17 protein-coding genes are annotated in these 15,593 nt (G+C 64.1%); 5 read left to right on the top strand and 12 right to left on the bottom strand.

Going from position 1 to position 15,593, the window contains the following annotated elements; all coding sequences use genetic code 11:
* Positions 1-102: 102 nt before the first annotated feature.
* From AC0L28_RS31840 to AC0L28_RS31820, 5 genes are all read right to left on the bottom strand, one after another.
* On the bottom strand, positions 103-1,119 hold the full coding sequence (locus AC0L28_RS31840) for a glucokinase (RefSeq protein WP_287225135.1): 1,017 nt from the start codon (positions 1,117-1,119) through the stop codon (positions 103-105).
* 338 nt (positions 1,120-1,457) lie between these two features.
* Positions 1,458-2,642 (bottom strand): penicillin-insensitive murein endopeptidase, encoded by a 1,185-nt coding sequence (mepA, locus tag AC0L28_RS31835; protein ID WP_473482344.1) that lies wholly within the window; start codon positions 2,640-2,642, stop codon positions 1,458-1,460.
* 59 nt (positions 2,643-2,701) lie between these two features.
* Positions 2,702-3,604 (bottom strand): SDR family oxidoreductase, encoded by a 903-nt coding sequence (locus AC0L28_RS31830; RefSeq protein ID WP_473482342.1) that lies wholly within the window; start codon positions 3,602-3,604, stop codon positions 2,702-2,704.
* Entirely contained in the window at positions 3,601-4,761 is a 1,161-nt protein-coding gene (gene queG / locus AC0L28_RS31825) for a tRNA epoxyqueuosine(34) reductase QueG (protein WP_473482340.1), read from the bottom strand. The genes AC0L28_RS31830 and queG overlap by 4 nt, the downstream gene beginning before the upstream one ends.
* Positions 4,742-5,434: a glutathione S-transferase family protein gene (locus AC0L28_RS31820; protein ID WP_128169289.1), complete on the bottom strand. Its 693-nt coding sequence runs from the start codon at positions 5,432-5,434 to the stop codon at positions 4,742-4,744. Before AC0L28_RS31820 ends, queG begins: the two co-directional genes overlap by 20 nt.
* Positions 5,435-5,615: 181 nt before the next feature.
* On the opposite strand from AC0L28_RS31820, the gene AC0L28_RS31815 reads away from it, so the two are divergent.
* Entirely contained in the window at positions 5,616-6,422 is an 807-nt protein-coding gene (locus tag AC0L28_RS31815) for an undecaprenyl-diphosphate phosphatase (RefSeq protein WP_023803684.1), read from the top strand.
* 241 nt (positions 6,423-6,663) lie between these two features.
* On the opposite strand, the gene AC0L28_RS31810 is transcribed toward AC0L28_RS31815, so the two are convergent.
* Together AC0L28_RS31810 and rsmI are read right to left on the bottom strand one after the other, a co-directional pair.
* Positions 6,664-7,041, bottom strand: a complete 378-nt coding sequence (locus AC0L28_RS31810) for a YraN family protein (protein ID WP_473482337.1) — start codon at positions 7,039-7,041, stop codon at positions 6,664-6,666.
* Positions 7,034-7,945, bottom strand: a complete 912-nt coding sequence (gene rsmI / locus AC0L28_RS31805; protein WP_473482336.1) for a 16S rRNA (cytidine(1402)-2'-O)-methyltransferase — start codon at positions 7,943-7,945, stop codon at positions 7,034-7,036. The genes AC0L28_RS31810 and rsmI overlap by 8 nt, the downstream gene beginning before the upstream one ends.
* A 166-nt stretch (positions 7,946-8,111) precedes the next feature.
* Here rsmI and AC0L28_RS31800 point away from each other — a divergent pair, with 166 nt between their 5' ends.
* From AC0L28_RS31800 to AC0L28_RS31790, 3 genes are all read left to right on the top strand, one after another.
* Positions 8,112-8,309 (top strand): hypothetical protein, encoded by a 198-nt coding sequence (locus AC0L28_RS31800; protein ID WP_473482335.1) that lies wholly within the window; start codon positions 8,112-8,114, stop codon positions 8,307-8,309.
* Positions 8,310-8,316: 7 nt separating this feature from the next.
* Positions 8,317-8,505: a hypothetical protein gene (locus AC0L28_RS31795; RefSeq protein WP_473482334.1), complete on the top strand. Its 189-nt coding sequence runs from the start codon at positions 8,317-8,319 to the stop codon at positions 8,503-8,505.
* Between the two features lie 212 nt (positions 8,506-8,717).
* Entirely contained in the window at positions 8,718-9,623 is a 906-nt protein-coding gene (locus tag AC0L28_RS31790; protein WP_473482332.1) for an FHA domain-containing protein, read from the top strand.
* 113 nt (positions 9,624-9,736) lie between these two features.
* Here the strand turns inward: AC0L28_RS31790 and AC0L28_RS31785 are convergent, their stop codons facing one another.
* The 5 genes from AC0L28_RS31785 to rph all read right to left on the bottom strand — a co-directional run bounded on the left by AC0L28_RS31785 (position 9,737) and on the right by rph (position 14,293).
* A complete protein-coding gene (locus AC0L28_RS31785; protein WP_473482330.1) occupies positions 9,737-11,143 on the bottom strand; it encodes a caspase family protein in 1,407 nt (468 codons plus the stop codon).
* 193 nt (positions 11,144-11,336) lie between these two features.
* Positions 11,337-12,500 carry a radical SAM family heme chaperone HemW gene (gene hemW, locus AC0L28_RS31780; protein WP_287055311.1) on the bottom strand — a complete coding sequence of 388 codons (1,164 nt, stop codon included), beginning with the start codon at positions 12,498-12,500 and terminating at the stop codon, positions 11,337-11,339.
* Positions 12,497-13,159, bottom strand: a complete 663-nt coding sequence (gene rdgB / locus AC0L28_RS31775) for an RdgB/HAM1 family non-canonical purine NTP pyrophosphatase (protein ID WP_473482328.1) — start codon at positions 13,157-13,159, stop codon at positions 12,497-12,499. The genes hemW and rdgB overlap by 4 nt, the downstream gene beginning before the upstream one ends.
* Positions 13,159-13,569 carry a VOC family protein gene (locus tag AC0L28_RS31770; protein WP_236370925.1) on the bottom strand — a complete coding sequence of 137 codons (411 nt, stop codon included), beginning with the start codon at positions 13,567-13,569 and terminating at the stop codon, positions 13,159-13,161. Before AC0L28_RS31770 ends, rdgB begins: the two co-directional genes overlap by 1 nt.
* Before the next feature lie 7 nt (positions 13,570-13,576).
* A complete protein-coding gene (gene rph / locus AC0L28_RS31765; RefSeq protein ID WP_023803674.1) occupies positions 13,577-14,293 on the bottom strand; it encodes a ribonuclease PH in 717 nt (238 codons plus the stop codon).
* Positions 14,294-14,428: 135 nt separating this feature from the next.
* Between rph and hrcA the strand changes: the two genes are divergently transcribed.
* Positions 14,429-15,544 carry a heat-inducible transcriptional repressor HrcA gene (gene hrcA, locus AC0L28_RS31760; protein WP_027155899.1) on the top strand — a complete coding sequence of 372 codons (1,116 nt, stop codon included), beginning with the start codon at positions 14,429-14,431 and terminating at the stop codon, positions 15,542-15,544.
* Positions 15,545-15,593 lie beyond the last annotated feature (49 nt).

Below are 15,593 nucleotides of genomic sequence, written 5' to 3'. Positions count from 1 at the left end.
CCGTGATGTCGGTCCGGCTCCGCGGCCGGGTTAATTCGGCAATCCTCTTAGCGCCCCGGTGCCGGCTTGCCTATGGCCGAGGCCGGCAAAAACTCTGTGGGGTCACGCCCGCCAGCGTCGCCCCGCCGTCTGGACGCCGAACAGAGATGGGTTTCTGGCAAAGGCGGCAAGGCCGGAAAGCGCTGCCAGCGGATGGGTGATCACATAGACCGGCATGGTGCGCATCAACTCGCTGTGCGGCGCCTTGTCCTCGAAGGCGGCGCGGAAATTGCCGGTTTTCAGCGCCGGCAGGATTTTCTGCGCGATGCCGCCGGTCAGGAAGACGCCGCCGCGGCTCATGAACACCAGCGCAAGGTCGCCGGCGGTGCGCCCCAGGCAGGTGACGAACAGCGACAGCGCTTCCTCGGCCACCGGATCTGACTTCGCCAGCGCCGCGGCGGTGACCTCGGCCGGCGTGGTCAACGGCGCCGGCTTGCCGTCCGCCTTGGCCACCGCCCGGTAGGCATTGACCAGGCCGCGCCCGGACAGGATCTGTTCGCCGGAGATTCTGCCCTCGAGCTTCTCGATATGCGCAAACACCTGGAAATCGCGCGGCGAGCGCGGCCCGATATCCATGTGCCCGCCCTCGCCGGGCACCGGGATCCAGTGGTTCAGCGCGTGCACCAGGCCGGCGACGCCAAGCCCGGTCCCGGGGCCGAGCACCACGCGCCCGGCATTCGGCTCCGGCGCATCGCCGCCGATCTTTTCCATATGCTCTTCGCCGAGCGCCACGACGGCCAGCGCCTGCGCCTCGAAATCATTGAGCACCACGACGTCGCCGAGGCCGAGGCTGGCAAACATTTTTTTCGGCTTGACGATCCACGGGCAGTTGGTGAGCGGGATCTCGTCGCTGTCGACCGGGCCGGCCACCGCCAGCACGGCGGAGTTGGGCCGCATCGACGAGCGGTCGAGCACCGCCGCCTGGATCGCCGCGTCGATCGTGTTGAAATTGGCGGTCTGGACGATCTGCGGTTCGGTTGATTCCGAATCCGCGTCGAGCACGATCGAAAAGCGCGCATTGGTGCCGCCAATGTCGCCGATCAGGACCGGAAACTGCAGCACGGTGTCGTCGTCTGGCATGCTCTCGTCCGTCCCGGTTCCCAGTGGCGTTCCGTTCTTTCGTTGACTACCGCATGACCCGGGAAAGGGAAAGTCGCTTCAGGGTCAGTTCCGGAGCAATCACTTCCGGTCCGAATTTCGTACTAACCTCATTCAGCGTTGGCGCTGCCCCTCACCTGCCTGCCGGCACCCTCTCCCCGTATAGGGACGGGGAGAGGGACGCTCTTGTCACCGGTTTCGCCAATCACCAGCGTCGCAGGCAGGGCGCGAAGGCAGCGGCCAGCCCCGTCGCTATACGGGGAGAAATGCCCGGCAGGGCAATGAGGGGCGGCGCCGACCCCAACAGTTGGTTGTTGGCCTCAATACCCCGGCCGGGGTCGCGGCAGCGGAATGCCGATCTCGGGCGTTTCGGCGTAGGCGTTGGCCGTGGCCGGGAGGGCTGCCGCGCCGCTTGCCGATGCCCGCGCCGGCGACGGAGCCTTGGTGAGAACGGGTGCAGCCGCGACCGGCACCCCGTCGCCATGATAGTCGCCATAATAGGTGACCGCCTCCGCCGAAGCCGGATTTGGCCCGTCGAGCACGGCCTGGCATGCTGCGGGCAGGCTGGCCATCGTCATCAGGTCGCGCGCTTTCGGCCTGTCCGGGTTCTTGTTGGGGCGCCACGGCTCCTCGGTGAACCACCATGCCAGCGACTGGTCGCAGCCGTCGCCTGGCGCGGTGTTTTCCTGCGCCTTGCATTTGGGCGAGCCGGGCTGGCAGCCGATGCGGATGTGGAAGTGATAGTCGTGGCCCCAGAACGGCCTTACCTTGCGCAGCCATCCACGGTCGCCTTTCACCGTGTCGCAGAGCTTCTTCTTGATGCCGGGATTGACCAGGATGCGCTCGACTTCCGCATAGCTTGCCGCGCGCTTCAGCAGCCGCGTATGCGCCGGCGCCCAGAGCGCATCTTTAACCAAATGGGTCTTTTCGTCGACAAGCAAGGTGGCGCTCATGTTTTCGCGCTGCTCGAGCGAAAGCTTGCGGTCGGGCATTGGCGTCAGCCAGATGTCGGCGTCGAGGCCGATCTGGTGCGAGGCATGGCCGGTCAGCATCGGACCGCCGCGCGGCTGCGAAATGTCGCCCACCAAAAGGCCGGGCCAGCCATCGGCCGCGGCGTCGCGCGACAGTCTCTCGATCAGCGCGATCATCGTCGGATGGCCCCAGCGGCGGTTGCGCGAAGGCCGCATCACCTCCCATTTCGGGCCGTTCAGGGGTATGGCGACGCCGCCGGCAAAGCAGCCCTTGGAATAAAAACCGATCGACTGCGGCAAAGCCACGGCCGGCAGTTTTTTGGCGCCGAACAGGTTTTTCGCCAGTTCCTCGGCCGCCGCAGGTCGCGCTGCAAGCCCCGCCAAGGCGAGGACGGCGAGTGCTGCTAATGCATGTCGCCCAAAAGTGCGCAGCGGTTTTGGGACAACGACATGCGTAAACAGAAATCTAAAGCGCGTTGCGACGAGCTTCAGCAGCAGCGATTTGCCGGGCAATGGTCGCTTCAACATCGTCATGAAAGCAGAACCCCTCTGCAAATTGGTCGAATCATATCACGCCCGGCGCGCGATTTCGATCACGACCGCTTCATCGGGCTGCGCGCCTCGCCATCGCGCCAGTTGCCCAAAACCCACATATGGTCGAAGGCCGACCGGTAGTCGGGAAAGCGGAAGCGATAGCCGGCCGCCTTGATCGCCGTGTTGGCGACACGCTTGTTCTCGCCATAGAAGGACCGCGCCATGGGCGAAAGTTGGGCGGTCTCGAACGGAATTTCCGGCGGCGGTGTGACGCCCATCAGCCCTGCGGCATAGGTGACGACGTCCTGCGGCGGCGCAGGCAGGTCGTCGGTGACGTTGAAGATGCCGCCGCTGATGTCCTCGAGCAGATGCCAGAGCGCCCCGGCAATGTCGTCGCAATGGATGCGGTTGAACACCTGGCCGGGCTTGATCAGCCGCCGCGCGGTGCCGTTTTCCAGATTGACCAGGGCATTGCGGCCCGGCCCGTAAATGCCGGAAAGCCGCAGGATCGCCACCGGCCGGGCGATGTCTCGACCCAGCTTCAGCCAGTCCTGCTCGGCGGCGACACGCAGCATCGAGCGCTTCGACAGCGGCCTGCATTCGGCGGTCTCGTCGACCCAGCCGCCGCCATGGTCGCCGTAGACGCCGACGGTGGAGAGATAGGCGATCCATTCGAGCGCCGGCATCTTCGCGATTGCCTGGCGCGCCGCATTCAGCACCGGGTCGCCGGCCTCTTCCGGCGCCACCGAGACGACGAGGTGGGTTGTTTTCTCGAGCGCGTCGCTGATTTCAAGCGTCAGCGCGCCATCGAAAAGCAGCGGCTGGATTCCGGCTTGCCGCAGCGCTTCGAATTTCTCCGCTGCGCGTGTCGTGCCAAGGATCGTGCCGGCATCCTTGCTGGCGCGGGCAAATGCCTTGCCCGAATAGCCGGCGCCGAAAATGAGGATCTGCTTCTCGCTCATGCATGCGCCTCGATCTGGTTTGCCAGCGCCAGGCGCCATTCGCGTCGCACGGCCTCGTCGCCTTCTGCTTTCACCGCAGCGGTGGCCGATTTGGCGAAATCCGAAGCCGGCACAAGCCGTGACAGCGCCCATACCGCTGCGCCGCGCACCAGCGGCGAGGCGTCACCGAGCAGCGCACGCACGGCGTTTCCGAGCGAGGGTTCGCCGGAATTGCCGGCGGCGATCAGCACGTTGCGGACAAAGCGGTCGCGACCGATGCGCTTGACCGGCGAACCGCTAAAGAACGACCGGAAGGAAGCGTCGTCGAGCGCCAACAGATCGGCGAGCGGCGGCTCGCGCAAGTCCGCGCGGGCGACGAGCTTTGCCTCGGACGCTGCCCGGGCAAACTTGTTCCATGGGCAGGCGGCCAGGCAATCGTCGCAGCCATAGATGCGGTTGCCGATTTTTTCGCGGAACTCGTGCGGGATCGGCCCCTTGTTCTCGATGGTGAGGTAAGAGATGCAGCGGCGCGCATCGAGCCGGTAGGGAGCCGGAAAGGCGTCGGTCGGGCAGGCGTCGAGACAGGCGCGGCAAGAGCCGCAATGGTCGTCTTCGGGCGTATCGGATGCAAGCTCGGCGGTGGTGAAGATGGTGCCAAGGAACAGCCAGGAGCCGTGCTCGCGGCTGACCAGATTGGTGTGCTTGCCTTGCCAGCCGAGGCCGGCGGCTTCTGCCAGCGGCTTTTCCATCACCGGGGCGGTGTCGACGAACACTTTTACGTCGCTCCCAGAGTGCCCCACGATCTTGCCGGCGATCTCTTTCAGCCGGCCCTTCATCACATCGTGATAATCGCGGTTCTGCGCATAGACGGAGATCGCGCCCCGCTGGCGCTTGCCCAGCACCGCGCGCGGGTCGTGGTCCGGCCCGTAGTTCATGGCCAGCACGATGATCGAGCGAACTTCGGGCCAAAGCGCCATCGGCTCGCCGCGGCGTTCGAGCGTCTCGGCGATCCAACCCATCGAGCCGTGGAAGCCGTCGGCGACGAATGCGGCAAGCCGGGCCGGCGCCTGCGGGATGGCATCGGGCGTGGTGAGGGCAACGGCATCGAAACCGGCGCGCCGCGCCTCGCGGTCGATCAGCGCGCGCAAGTTTTGCGCTCTAGAAATCGAGGTCCGCATAATGTGACACCGGTGACAGGCCGCGCACCCGGTCGGACAAAAGCGGCCGGAACGATGGCCGTGATTTCACCCGTGCATACCATTCGCGCGCGGCAGCGTGTTCGCGCCAGTCGATCTCGCCGAGATAGTCGAGCACGGACAGCGCAGCCGCAGCCGCGAGGTCGGCATAGGTGACCTTGCTGCCGGCCAGCCAATGGCGGGTGCCGGCCAGCCAGTTGGTGTATTTCATGTGCTGGCGGATGTTGGCGCGCGCGGCGCGGATCGCCGCCGAATCGGGCGAGCCGCCGCCCGCCGTTTCCGGCATGATCGGCTTCAGCACGCGCTCGCGCACCAGGTGCCGCGTCACCTCGCTATCGGCCTTGCTGAGATACCAGTCGGTCAGCCGGCGGATTTCCGCGCGCTCCATCGGGTCCTCGGCGAACAGCCGCTTGTCGCGCTTGAGCACGCCGCGCGTCTCGTCGAGATATTCGCCGATGACCATGGCGCCGACGATCGGCACGTCGCCCTCGGCAAGCAGGATCGGCAGCGTGCCGGCCGGGTTCAGCGCCAGGAACTCCTTGCGCCGCATCCACGGCTTTTCCTCGATCAGCGCCAGTTCCTCGCCATACTCGCCGAAAGCGAGGCGAACGAAGCGGCAGGTGGCGAACATCGGGTGGTGGAAAAGCGTCAGCATGGTCCCGCGATAATAGAGCGCACTGGCAAATCGCCGGCTGCGCCGGTAAGTCTTGGCCGCCCCGATTCAGGGGGCCGCCCCGATTCAAAGGGCCGTCAGGGTGCTGCGACCTATAGGAGGAGTTCCGCGCCATGACAAGCAAGCCGTTCTTCAAAGCTCTCACTCGAACGCCGAGGTTTCCATGGAAAGCCAGACCATTGTCGAAGCGCTGCTGCTCGGCATGATCGAGGGCATGACCGAGTTCATTCCGGTCTCGTCGACCGGCCATATCCTGCTTGCCGGTCATTTTCTCGGCTTCCATTCGACCGGCAAGGCCTTCGAGATCCTGATCCAGCTCGGCGCCATACTGGCGATCCTCAGCGTCTATTTCCATCGCCTGTGGCAGATGCTGGTCGACCTGCCGCGTGATCGGGTGACGCGGCATTTCGTTCTCGGCATCCTCGTCGCCTTTCTGCCGGCGGCCGTCATCGGCGCGCTGGCGCATGGCTTCATCAAGACGGTGCTGTTTGAATCGCCGAGGCTGATCTGCGTCATGCTGATCATCGGCGGCCTGGTCCTGCTGTGGGTGGATCGCTTCAAGCCGAAGCCGCTCTATCACGACGTCGAGCGGTTTCCGCTCCGGCTCTATCTGCAGATCGGACTGTTCCAATGCCTTTCGCTGATCCCCGGCACGTCGCGTTCCGGTTCGACGATCGTCGGCGCGCTGCTTCTGGGCGTCGACAAACGCGCGGCGGCGGAATTCTCCTTCTTTCTCGCCATGCCGACGATGGTCGGCGCCTTCGCCTTCGACCTGTTCAAGAACCGCAATGTGCTGACCAGCGCCGATCTGCCCATCATCGCCGCCGGTTTCATCGCCGCCTTCGTCGCGGCGCTTATCGTCGTGCGCTTCCTGCTCAACTACGTCTCGCGCCACGGCTATTCGCTGTTCGGCTGGTGGCGGCTGGTTATCGGCACCGTCGGCCTGGCGGCGCTGTTCGTCCGGGGGTGAGTGCAGAGACTGCCCCCACACTACTCCGTCGAGTTCCTTCGCGCCCCCTCTGTCCTGCCGGACATCTCCCCCACGAGGGGGAGATCGGCAGTTTTCGCGACAGCGCCTCTTTTTCAACGTTCGAAGTTGGCGAAGATGGCGCAACTTCCGATCTCCCCCCTCGTGGGGGAGATGGCCGGCAGGCCAGAGGGGGGCGCTGTCCCGCTGACGTCTCACAAGATTCGGATGGCGACGACCTTCCTCAACTCCGCCCGTAAAAAACGTTCTCGACATGCACCGGCCAGCGCCACGGCAGCACCGCGACCATGTCGAAGCGCACCGACAATCTGCCATAGTCGGACTGGCGCGACAGCCAGAGATCGGCGGCGCTTTCGATGCGGCGCTCCGATTCGTAGGCGATAGCTTCCATCGCTTCCACCAGCGTGCGGCGCGCCTTCACCTCGACGATCAGCACCAGGTCGCCGCGCCGCGCGATCAGGTCGATCTCGCCGAACCGCGTGCGGTGGCGGCGGGCCAGGATCCGATAGCCCTTCACCATCAACGCCGCAGCCGCCAGCCATTCGCTGCGGTGGCCGCGCCGATAGGCCCGCTGGCGGCTGGCGACCGGGCGTTCAGCCATCGCCCTCTTTCCCACTATCCTTGAGTTCGAGCAGCCGCCGGTAAAGCGCCTGCTTCTGGCCACCGGTCATCTTGGCGGCTTCCGCCGCCGCCTTGGAGGCCGGCATCTCGGCGGCAAGCGAAAGCAGAAGCCGGTCGATGTCGGCCGGTTCGTCGGCCGTTGCGTCCGACGGGCCGACGCAGATGACGATCTCGCCCTTCGGCGTGTCGGCCGCCGCGTAATGATCGGCGAGCGACTGCAAGCTGCCGGTCCGTATCTCCTCGAAGGTCTTGGTCAACTCGCGACCGATCGCGGCCTTGCGGGCGCCACCCAGCGCCTCGACCATGGCACCGAGCGTCTCGGCCAGCCGGCGCGGCGATTCGAAGAAGATCAGCGTCGCCGGCACGGTTTTAAGCGCTTCCAGCCGCGTCAGCCGCTGGCCGGTCTTCACCGGCAGGAAGCCGGCGAACAGGAAGGCGTCGGGGGGCAGGCCGGAGGCCGTCAGCGCCGCGAGCGGCGCCGACGGGCCGGGGATCGGCACGACGCGAATGCCCTGGTCGAGCGCTTCGCCTACCAGTCGGTAGCCCGGATCGGAGATCAGCGGTGTGCCGGCGTCCGAGACCAGCGCCACGCTCTGCCCTGCCAGCAAGGCTGCGATCAGCTTTGGGCCGGCCTCGCCGGCATTGTGCTCATGATACGCAGTGGTGCGGCGGCGGATGCCGTAGCGGTCGAGCAGCACGCGACTGACACGCGTGTCCTCGCAGGCGACGATGTCGGCGGCGGCGAGCGTTTCAAGCGCGCGTAATGTGATGTCGGCGAGATTGCCGATCGGCGTCGCCACCAGGTAGAGCGCCGGCTCGAGCGGCCGGGCCGGTATCTCGGTCTGGCCGATCACGTAGCTGCGTTTTGCCGACTCGCCGGTCACCGGTGTCCCCCGTCAGGCTCTGACCTTGAATGCATTCGGCCCTGTTTGGCACGGCTCACGCCGGGTTGCAAAACCCATGCCGAAGTGACGCGGCTGTCATGCCTTTGCCACACTGCGGAACGAAACCGTGCCCGGCGGATTTATGCCTGATCTCGGGAGGAGCAGGATGGACAGCCTCAAGATACAGGACGTTTTCGAACCCTACTATGCAGGCCGCAAGCGCTTTGCCGTGCGAAAGGACAAGGGCCTGCCTGCCAAAGCCGGCGCCGGCTCGGCTAAAAAGCCACGAAAGCGTCGTCCGTCAAAGGCAACCAAGCTCGAGATCGAGCCCTCGACCGTCACCGGCAGCACGATGGAGCACTGACCAGACGATGCCCAATCGCTTCGACATTTTCATCACCCGCCTTGAAACCAAAAGCTCCCGCAATGGAGCGCCCCCACATCCGACAAGCGATCGATACCGCGCCCGCTGCGCCAAGGGCGAGGCAAAGCCGGCTCGCGACGGCGAGGCGGACGCCGAGAAAGACCACGCCAAGCGCCTCCCCAAGCACGACGCCTGACTACCGCGACCTTCGCGATTGGCCGAGACACTTCTCTCTAAAGCGTGGGGGAAACGCTCGGCCACATCATTCAACCCGGATTGTTCGACACGCGCGCTTCCAGCAGACGCTGGGTCCACGAACTCATCGTCCTCTGGAATGTCGCCAGCCTCTGTTCGTAACGTGCTAATCTTGAACCTGCGTGCGCGCGCTTGAGCGTACGGGAGAGGATCATGTCGGCAACTTTAACCGCACTGGGCAGCAGAGAGGCCTACAGGCTGGGAGATTTCAACCTGGTTGGTCGTGGCGAACATTCCACCATACGCTTGGAAGACGGGGAAGTTTCGCGCCAGCATGCAACGATCCGGCGCGACGGCGCGAACTACTGGGTTGTTGATGTCGGCAGTGCCAATGGCAGTTATGTGAATGACGTGGCGCTCACAACCGCGCGTGTGCTGCACACCGGCGATCGCGTCCAGTTCGGCAGATCGATTTTTCTTTTCGACCAGGGCACGACTGCCCCCGATCCAGATTCGCAAGTGGCGAACACAAAAACTCAATGGGGCAACCCGGCAGCCCCCAAGAGCCGGCCGGCCACGCTGTTCGTTGCTGATTTGAAGGAGTTTACCGGAATTAGCGCCAGGCTGTCCCCGGAACAGGTGGCGGCCCTCCTGGCCGAGTGGTATATGGACTGCAATATGATCTTGAAGCACTACGGTGCCTCGATCGACAAATTCATCGGTGATTGTGTATTTGCTTATTGGCACGAGACGGCAGCGGACGTCTGTGTCGCTGCGGTTCAGGCTGCCCAGGCGCTCCGCGCTGCGGAAGACGCGGCTACGTCGCCAACCCGAGTACTGGTCAGGGAACAACAAGACATCGTACTCGACTGCCGCATTGGCCTTCATGTGGGTGAAGTTGCTATCGGCGCTATGGGCAAAGGCATCAACACCGCGCTGGGCGATGCCGTGAATTTGGCCTTTCGTATTGAGGGATTGACGCGAAAACTGGACAAGCCGCTGTTGGTCAGCGCCCAGTTCGTCGAGCACTGGCCTGAAGGTAGACAATATTTCAAGTCCTGCGGCTATCACGAGGTCAAAGGGCGCGCCGAGATGATCGAGGTATTCAGCCTAGAATAGGCGCGCCAGCAGGAGCATAGCTTTCTGCTGGCGCTTGCCGCCGGTTCTCGCCGGCTTCAACAGGGCTCGTGGCCGCTGAGGGACGCCAGATCGGCAAGTTCTGCCGAGGCACGTCACTCGCAGATTGTAATTCGATCGCGACAGAAGCCGCTGCCCCGGCGAGCCCCGGCGGCCCGCGCTCGGACCCTGCACTCATCGTGGGTTTCTGCCCTGCAAACGCGAGCTGGCCTGCTCGCGCTCGGAGCAGCGGCGGCACGCTTCTGTTCCGTTGTCGGTCGTGGCAGGGTATTCGGGCCATTTGCATGGCCGGGTTCTTGTATCGAATTCGGCCGGGCAACCACCGGACACACGCGCGCTGTGCTTCTTTCCAATATCTTCAAAGCAATTGTTGTCGGTTTCGCCATGTCGATCTCAGCGCCGGAGTGGCGAGCGAAACGGCGCAACGCCTCCCGGGTCCTTCCACCCCAGATGCCGTCTGGCTTTCCCGGATTACACCCAACGCGGCCAAGCTCGCGCTGTATCCGCTTCGCCAGCTCGTTCGGGGCATCTTCCTGGCTGGCGTCCGATTGATGATCTGCATTCTCCAACTGTTGAATTTGGAGTCTGGCGAGAGGCACAAACAGGCCGTCCGGGTACAGTTGAAGATAATCCTTTAACGCTCCGCTGCTTTTGGAGCCGCGGATTGAGGTCCACAACTCGATTTCCGTCAGGCTCGCATCTCGGCTGCTGTTGTTGGCTGGCGAGACTGCCGTTGGGCCACGAGGAGGGGCAATGAAAATTTCCCTGCCAGGCAGCGATCCATACGTGAATGGTTCCTGCTTGCCGCCTGTCGCGGCCAGAACAGTGTCGCGAACCTTGCGGAACACGAATTGGATGTCTACCCCGGGTTCACCCAAATGCGCCAACAGCCCTGCAGTGTAGGGACTGTTCCGTCCCGCTCCATCGAAAGCGGTTGTACCTTCCTTCGCAGCGTGCCCGACCAGGGTTCCGGCTGCCGGTTCAATCGCAGCCAGGCCTTTGCCGATGGAACGCGTTGCGTTTGATCGTCGCATGGCCGCGATAAAAGGGTTGTCCCGGCAAGCATCAAGTAGAACCACCCGCACGCCGGAGACACGGGACAACGCGTTCATCACCAGATCCAGCGGGATTGCCTCAAACTCCACGTCGGAATCAGCGCTCAGGCTGACATCTGTAGGAACGAGAAAATTTCTATTCTCAACCTCAACCCCATGTCCCGCGAAGAAGATTATTGCGAAATCAGCACCTTCCACCTCGCGACCGAACTCCTGCAGAGCTTTCCTGAACGCGGTATGCTCCAAGTCTATCTTGCGAGATACTTTGAACCCTACCTTTGAGAGCAAGGCAGCCATGTCAGCAGCGTCATTGTTCGGATTGGGAAGTCTAGCGACCCGTTGATAGCTCGAATTGCCGATCACCAGCGCAACACGTTTTTCAGCCCACGCCACCTCCAGCCCGCCGATCAGAGCAATGACAGCAAGCGCGATGTTGAAGAGGCGCATTTTAGCCCCGTGCTCTGCTTCAGCCGCATATTAGCGGCGCCCGACCGAAGCTTGACCAGTCAGGCCTACGCTTGCAAGTAATTATCGGCTGCGGATGGCAGTGGGATGGCCATTCGGCCAAGCAAGCCGAATTTCCAGCATCCTTGCGAGAGCCGACAAATTGTCTGGGACAGGCCAGCTCCTGGCCCAAGCTTTACCGCGCCAGATCCGCCACCACAGCGTCTAGCACGATCATGCCGGCCGGCGTGGCGCGCAGGCGGGCATTGCCGATCGGCGCCACCAGCCCCTCGCCCTGCAGCATGGACAGCCGCGCCGTCGACAGGCCGCGGCCGGAAAACGCTTCATAGCGAGAGAGGTCGATGCCCTCGGCCAGCCTCAGCCCCATCAACAGGAACTCGTCGGCCTCTTCCGAGCGCGTCAGGATCTCGCCGCCGGTGACGCCATGGCCCTTGGCCTCGACCAGATTGGCCCAGGTTTCCGGCATTCTTTCGGCGATCGTCACCACGCGACGGCCGTTTTCGACGAAGCGGCCATGCGCGCCGGGACCGACGCCGACATATTCGCCATAGCGCCAATAGGTGAGATTGTGCCGGCTTTCGGCGCCTGATCTGGCGTGGTTCGAAATCTCATAGGCCGGCAGCCCATGCGCAGCGGTGATCTCCTGCGTCAGCGCATAGAGATCGGCGGCATGGTCATTGTCGGGAATAGCGAATTTCCTGGCCGCATGCAGCGCGTGGAACGGCGTGCCTTCCTCGATGGTCAACTGGTAGAGCGACAAATGGTCGGCGGCATGGCCGATCGCCTGCTCGAGCTCCGCCTGCCACGCTTCCGCTGTCTGGCCGGGCCGTGCGTAGATCAGATCGAACGACAGCCGCGGGAAAATCTCACGCGCCAGGCCAATCGCGTGCAGCGCTTCATCGACATTGTGCAGCCGGCCGAGAAAGCGCAGATCCTTGTCGTTCAGCGCCTGCACGCCGAGCGACACCCGGTTGACGCCTGCCGCCCGATAGCCGCGAAAGCGCTCGGCCTCGACCGAAGACGGGTTGGCTTCCAGCGTCACCTCGATGCCGGCAGGCACCGTCCAGTTCTTCGCCACCGCGTCCAGCACCGTCGCCACGGTTTGCGGCTTCATCAGCGATGGCGTGCCGCCGCCGAGAAAAATGCTGGTCACCTCGCGCGGTCCGGTGCGGTTGCGCATCGTCGCAAGCTCGGTCTCGAAGGCGCGCGCGAAACGCTCCTGGTCGACCGGCTGGTGGCGGACATGGCTGTTGAAGTCGCAATAGGGGCACTTGGCCGCGCAGAACGGCCAGTGCACGTAGACGCCGAAACCGGGGCTGCGGTCGAGCAGCATGGTCATTTCACCGCCGATCGCGCCAAATCCAGTCTGGCCTGCGCGAATTTCTGGAAGGCGCGAGCGCGATGCGACAATGCCGTCGGCTGGCCGGGCTTCCAGCCATGTTTCTCCTCTGCGGTCATTTCGCCGAAGGTCTTTTCGAAACCGTCCGGCACGAACACCGGGTCGTAGCCGAAGCCGAGTTCGCCACGCGGCGGCCATACCAGCGTGCCCTCGACCTCGCCACGGAAATATTCGGCCGCGCCGTCGGGAAAGGCCAGGCAGATGACGGCGACGAAGCTGCCCTTGCGCTGCGCAGGCGCAACCGCGCCGATTTCCTGCAACGCCACTTCGGCTCGCTGCATCGCCATGCCGAAGTCGCGGCTCCCGTCGGGCGCCTCGGCCCAGTTGGCGGTGTAGACGCCGGGCGCTCCGCCCAGCGCATCGACACACAGGCCGGAATCGTCCGACAATGCCGGCAGGCCTGTCGCCTTGGCGGCGGCAAAGGCCTTGATATAGGCGTTCTCCTCGAAGGTGGTGCCGGTCTCGTCCGGCTCCGGCAGGCCATATTCCTTGGCCGACTTCGCTTCTATGCCGAACGGCGCCATCAGATCGGCGAATTCGCGCAATTTGCCGGCATTGTGGCTGGCGACAACGATCTCATGTCCATCAAGCGAATGCATCAGATGCCCCAGATTCTTGGTTCGGCGAATTCGATCGAATTGCCGGAGGGGTCGCGAATATAGATCGAGCGGCCACCCTGCGGCCATTCGAACTCGCTCTCGATGGCGATTTTCTTGCGCTCAAGATGCGCTCTCCAGCGCACGATCTCGTCCGCGCTCGCCGCAAAGCAGAGATGGCCGTCGCCGACCGTGCCGTGCGGCGGCACTTTCAGCCTGGCATCGGGCGCCGGCGGCACCTTGGTCGCCTCGGCGTTGAAGATGAGCAGCACGCCGTCCCCGCAACGGAAGAAAAGATGCCTGCCGTCGACCTTGCCCAGCAGATCGAGCCCGAGCACATCGGTGTAGAATTTTTCCGCGGCATCGAGGTCGGTGACGTACAGCGCTGATTCGAGGATGGCAGAGGGTGTCATGACAGGGTTAAGCTACAGCCATCTGCTGCAGGCTGACCAGTCGCGCAATGCCTTTCTTGGCCAATTCCATCAGCGCCGCAAATTGCTCTTCCGAGAAAGGCTCGCCCTCGGCCGTGCCTTGTATCTCGACAATGCCGCCCTTGCCGGTCATGACGAAATTGGCGTCGGTGCCGGCCGATGAATCCTCGAGATAGTCGAGGTCGATGACCGGCTGGCCGTCGTGGATGCCGCAGGAGATAGCCGCGACATGGTCCTTCAGCACCTTGGCGACGCTGGCCATCTGCCGGGCTTCCATCCAGCGCAGGCAGTCGTAAAGCGCCACCCAGCCGCCGGTGATCGAGGCGGTGCGCGTGCCGCCATCGGCCTGGATCACGTCGCAGTCGACGGTGATCTGCTGCTCGCCCAGCGCCTGCAGATCGACCACTGCGCGCAGCGAACGGCCGATCAGCCTCTGGATTTCCAGCGTGCGGCCGCCTTGCTTGCCAGCCGAAGCCTCGCGGCGCATGCGCTCGCCGGTCGAGCGCGGCAGCATGCCGTATTCCGCCGTCACCCAGCCCTTGCCGGAATTGCGCATCCAGCCCGGCACCTTTTCCTCGAGGCTGGCGGTGCACAGCACGTGGGTGTCGCCGAACTTCACCAGGCACGAGCCTTCCGCGTGCTTGGAGACGCCGCGCTCAAAGGAGATGGCGCGCATTTCGTCGAACTGGCGTTTGGAAGGGCGCATTCAGGCTTCTTTCTTGTCGTTTTAGGAGTCGTGGCCGGCTTGTAGCCGCACGCGACGAGAGGCGCAAAGGAAAATGGACCAGTTGCGCGGGCGAGGCCGATGTCTATATCCTTGGGCCGGAGGTATTTGGCTCGAATGACCAAGGCAGTCGATCCCGGTTCCCAGTCGGCGGCAGCGCTCCAATCCCCCGCGCTTCAATCGCCCGCCCTTCAATCGCTCGACATGCGCTCGCGCGACATCTTTCGGCGCATTGTCGATTCCTATCTGAAGGACGGCGAGCCGGTCGGCTCGCGCAGCCTGTCGCGTATCCTGCCGTCTTCGCTGTCGCCGGCCACCATCCGCAATGTGATGAGCGATCTCGAGCATCTCGGCCTGATCTACGCGCCGCATATCTCGGCCGGCCGATTGCCGACCCAGGCCGGCCTGCGCTTCTTCGTCGATGCCTTCATGGAGCTTGGTGATCTCTCCGACGAGGAGCGCCGCACCATCGAGGCGCAGGTACGCGCCTCCGGCTCTGGTGCGACGCTGGAGCACATGCTCACCGAGGCGAGCCAGATGCTGTCCGGCATGTCGCGCGGCGCCGGCCTCGTGCTTGCCGCCAAGAACGAGGTGGCGCTCAAGCATATCGAATTCATCCAGCTCGAGCCGAACAAGGCGCTGGCGGTGCTGGTGTCGCAGAACGGCGACGTCGAAAACCGCGTCGTCGACCTGCCCGCCGGCATCACCGTCTCGCAACTGCACGAAGCCTCGAATTTCCTCAACGCCCATATCCGCGGTCGCACGCTGGCCGAGGCGCGGGTCGAGATCGCCCGCATCAAGGAAGAAACCAGGGCCGCCCTCGACACGCTGTCGCAGGATTTGGTCGAGAAGGGCCTTGCTGTCTGGGCAGGCGCCGAGAGCGGCTTGCCGGCGCGTCTCATCGTGCGCGGTCGCGCCAATCTGCTGGAAAATGTCACCGCCCAGGCCGACATCGAGCTGCTGCGGCATTTGTTCGAGGATCTGGAGACGCAGGACGGGCTGATCCAGCTTCTCGACCTCGCCGAGGAAGGCTCCGGCGTGCGCATCTTCATCGGCTCGGAGAACAAGCTGTTTTCGCTGTCGGGCTCGTCGCTGGTCGTGGCGCCCTATCGCGACAAGGACGCCCGCGTCATCGGCGCGCTCGGCGTCATCGGCCCGACCCGGCTGAACTACGCACGCATCGTGCCGATGGTCGACTATACCGCGCAGCTTATTTCCCGCATGCTGCGATAATGCATGTCGCCCAAAAAACCGAAGCGCGTCGCACGGATCCTTCCAACGC

It is taken from the genome of Mesorhizobium sp. WSM4847 (genome assembly GCF_055811335.1).
The sequence above is the reverse complement of the archived record's forward strand: the minus strand, read 5'-3'. Positions and strand labels throughout refer to the sequence as shown.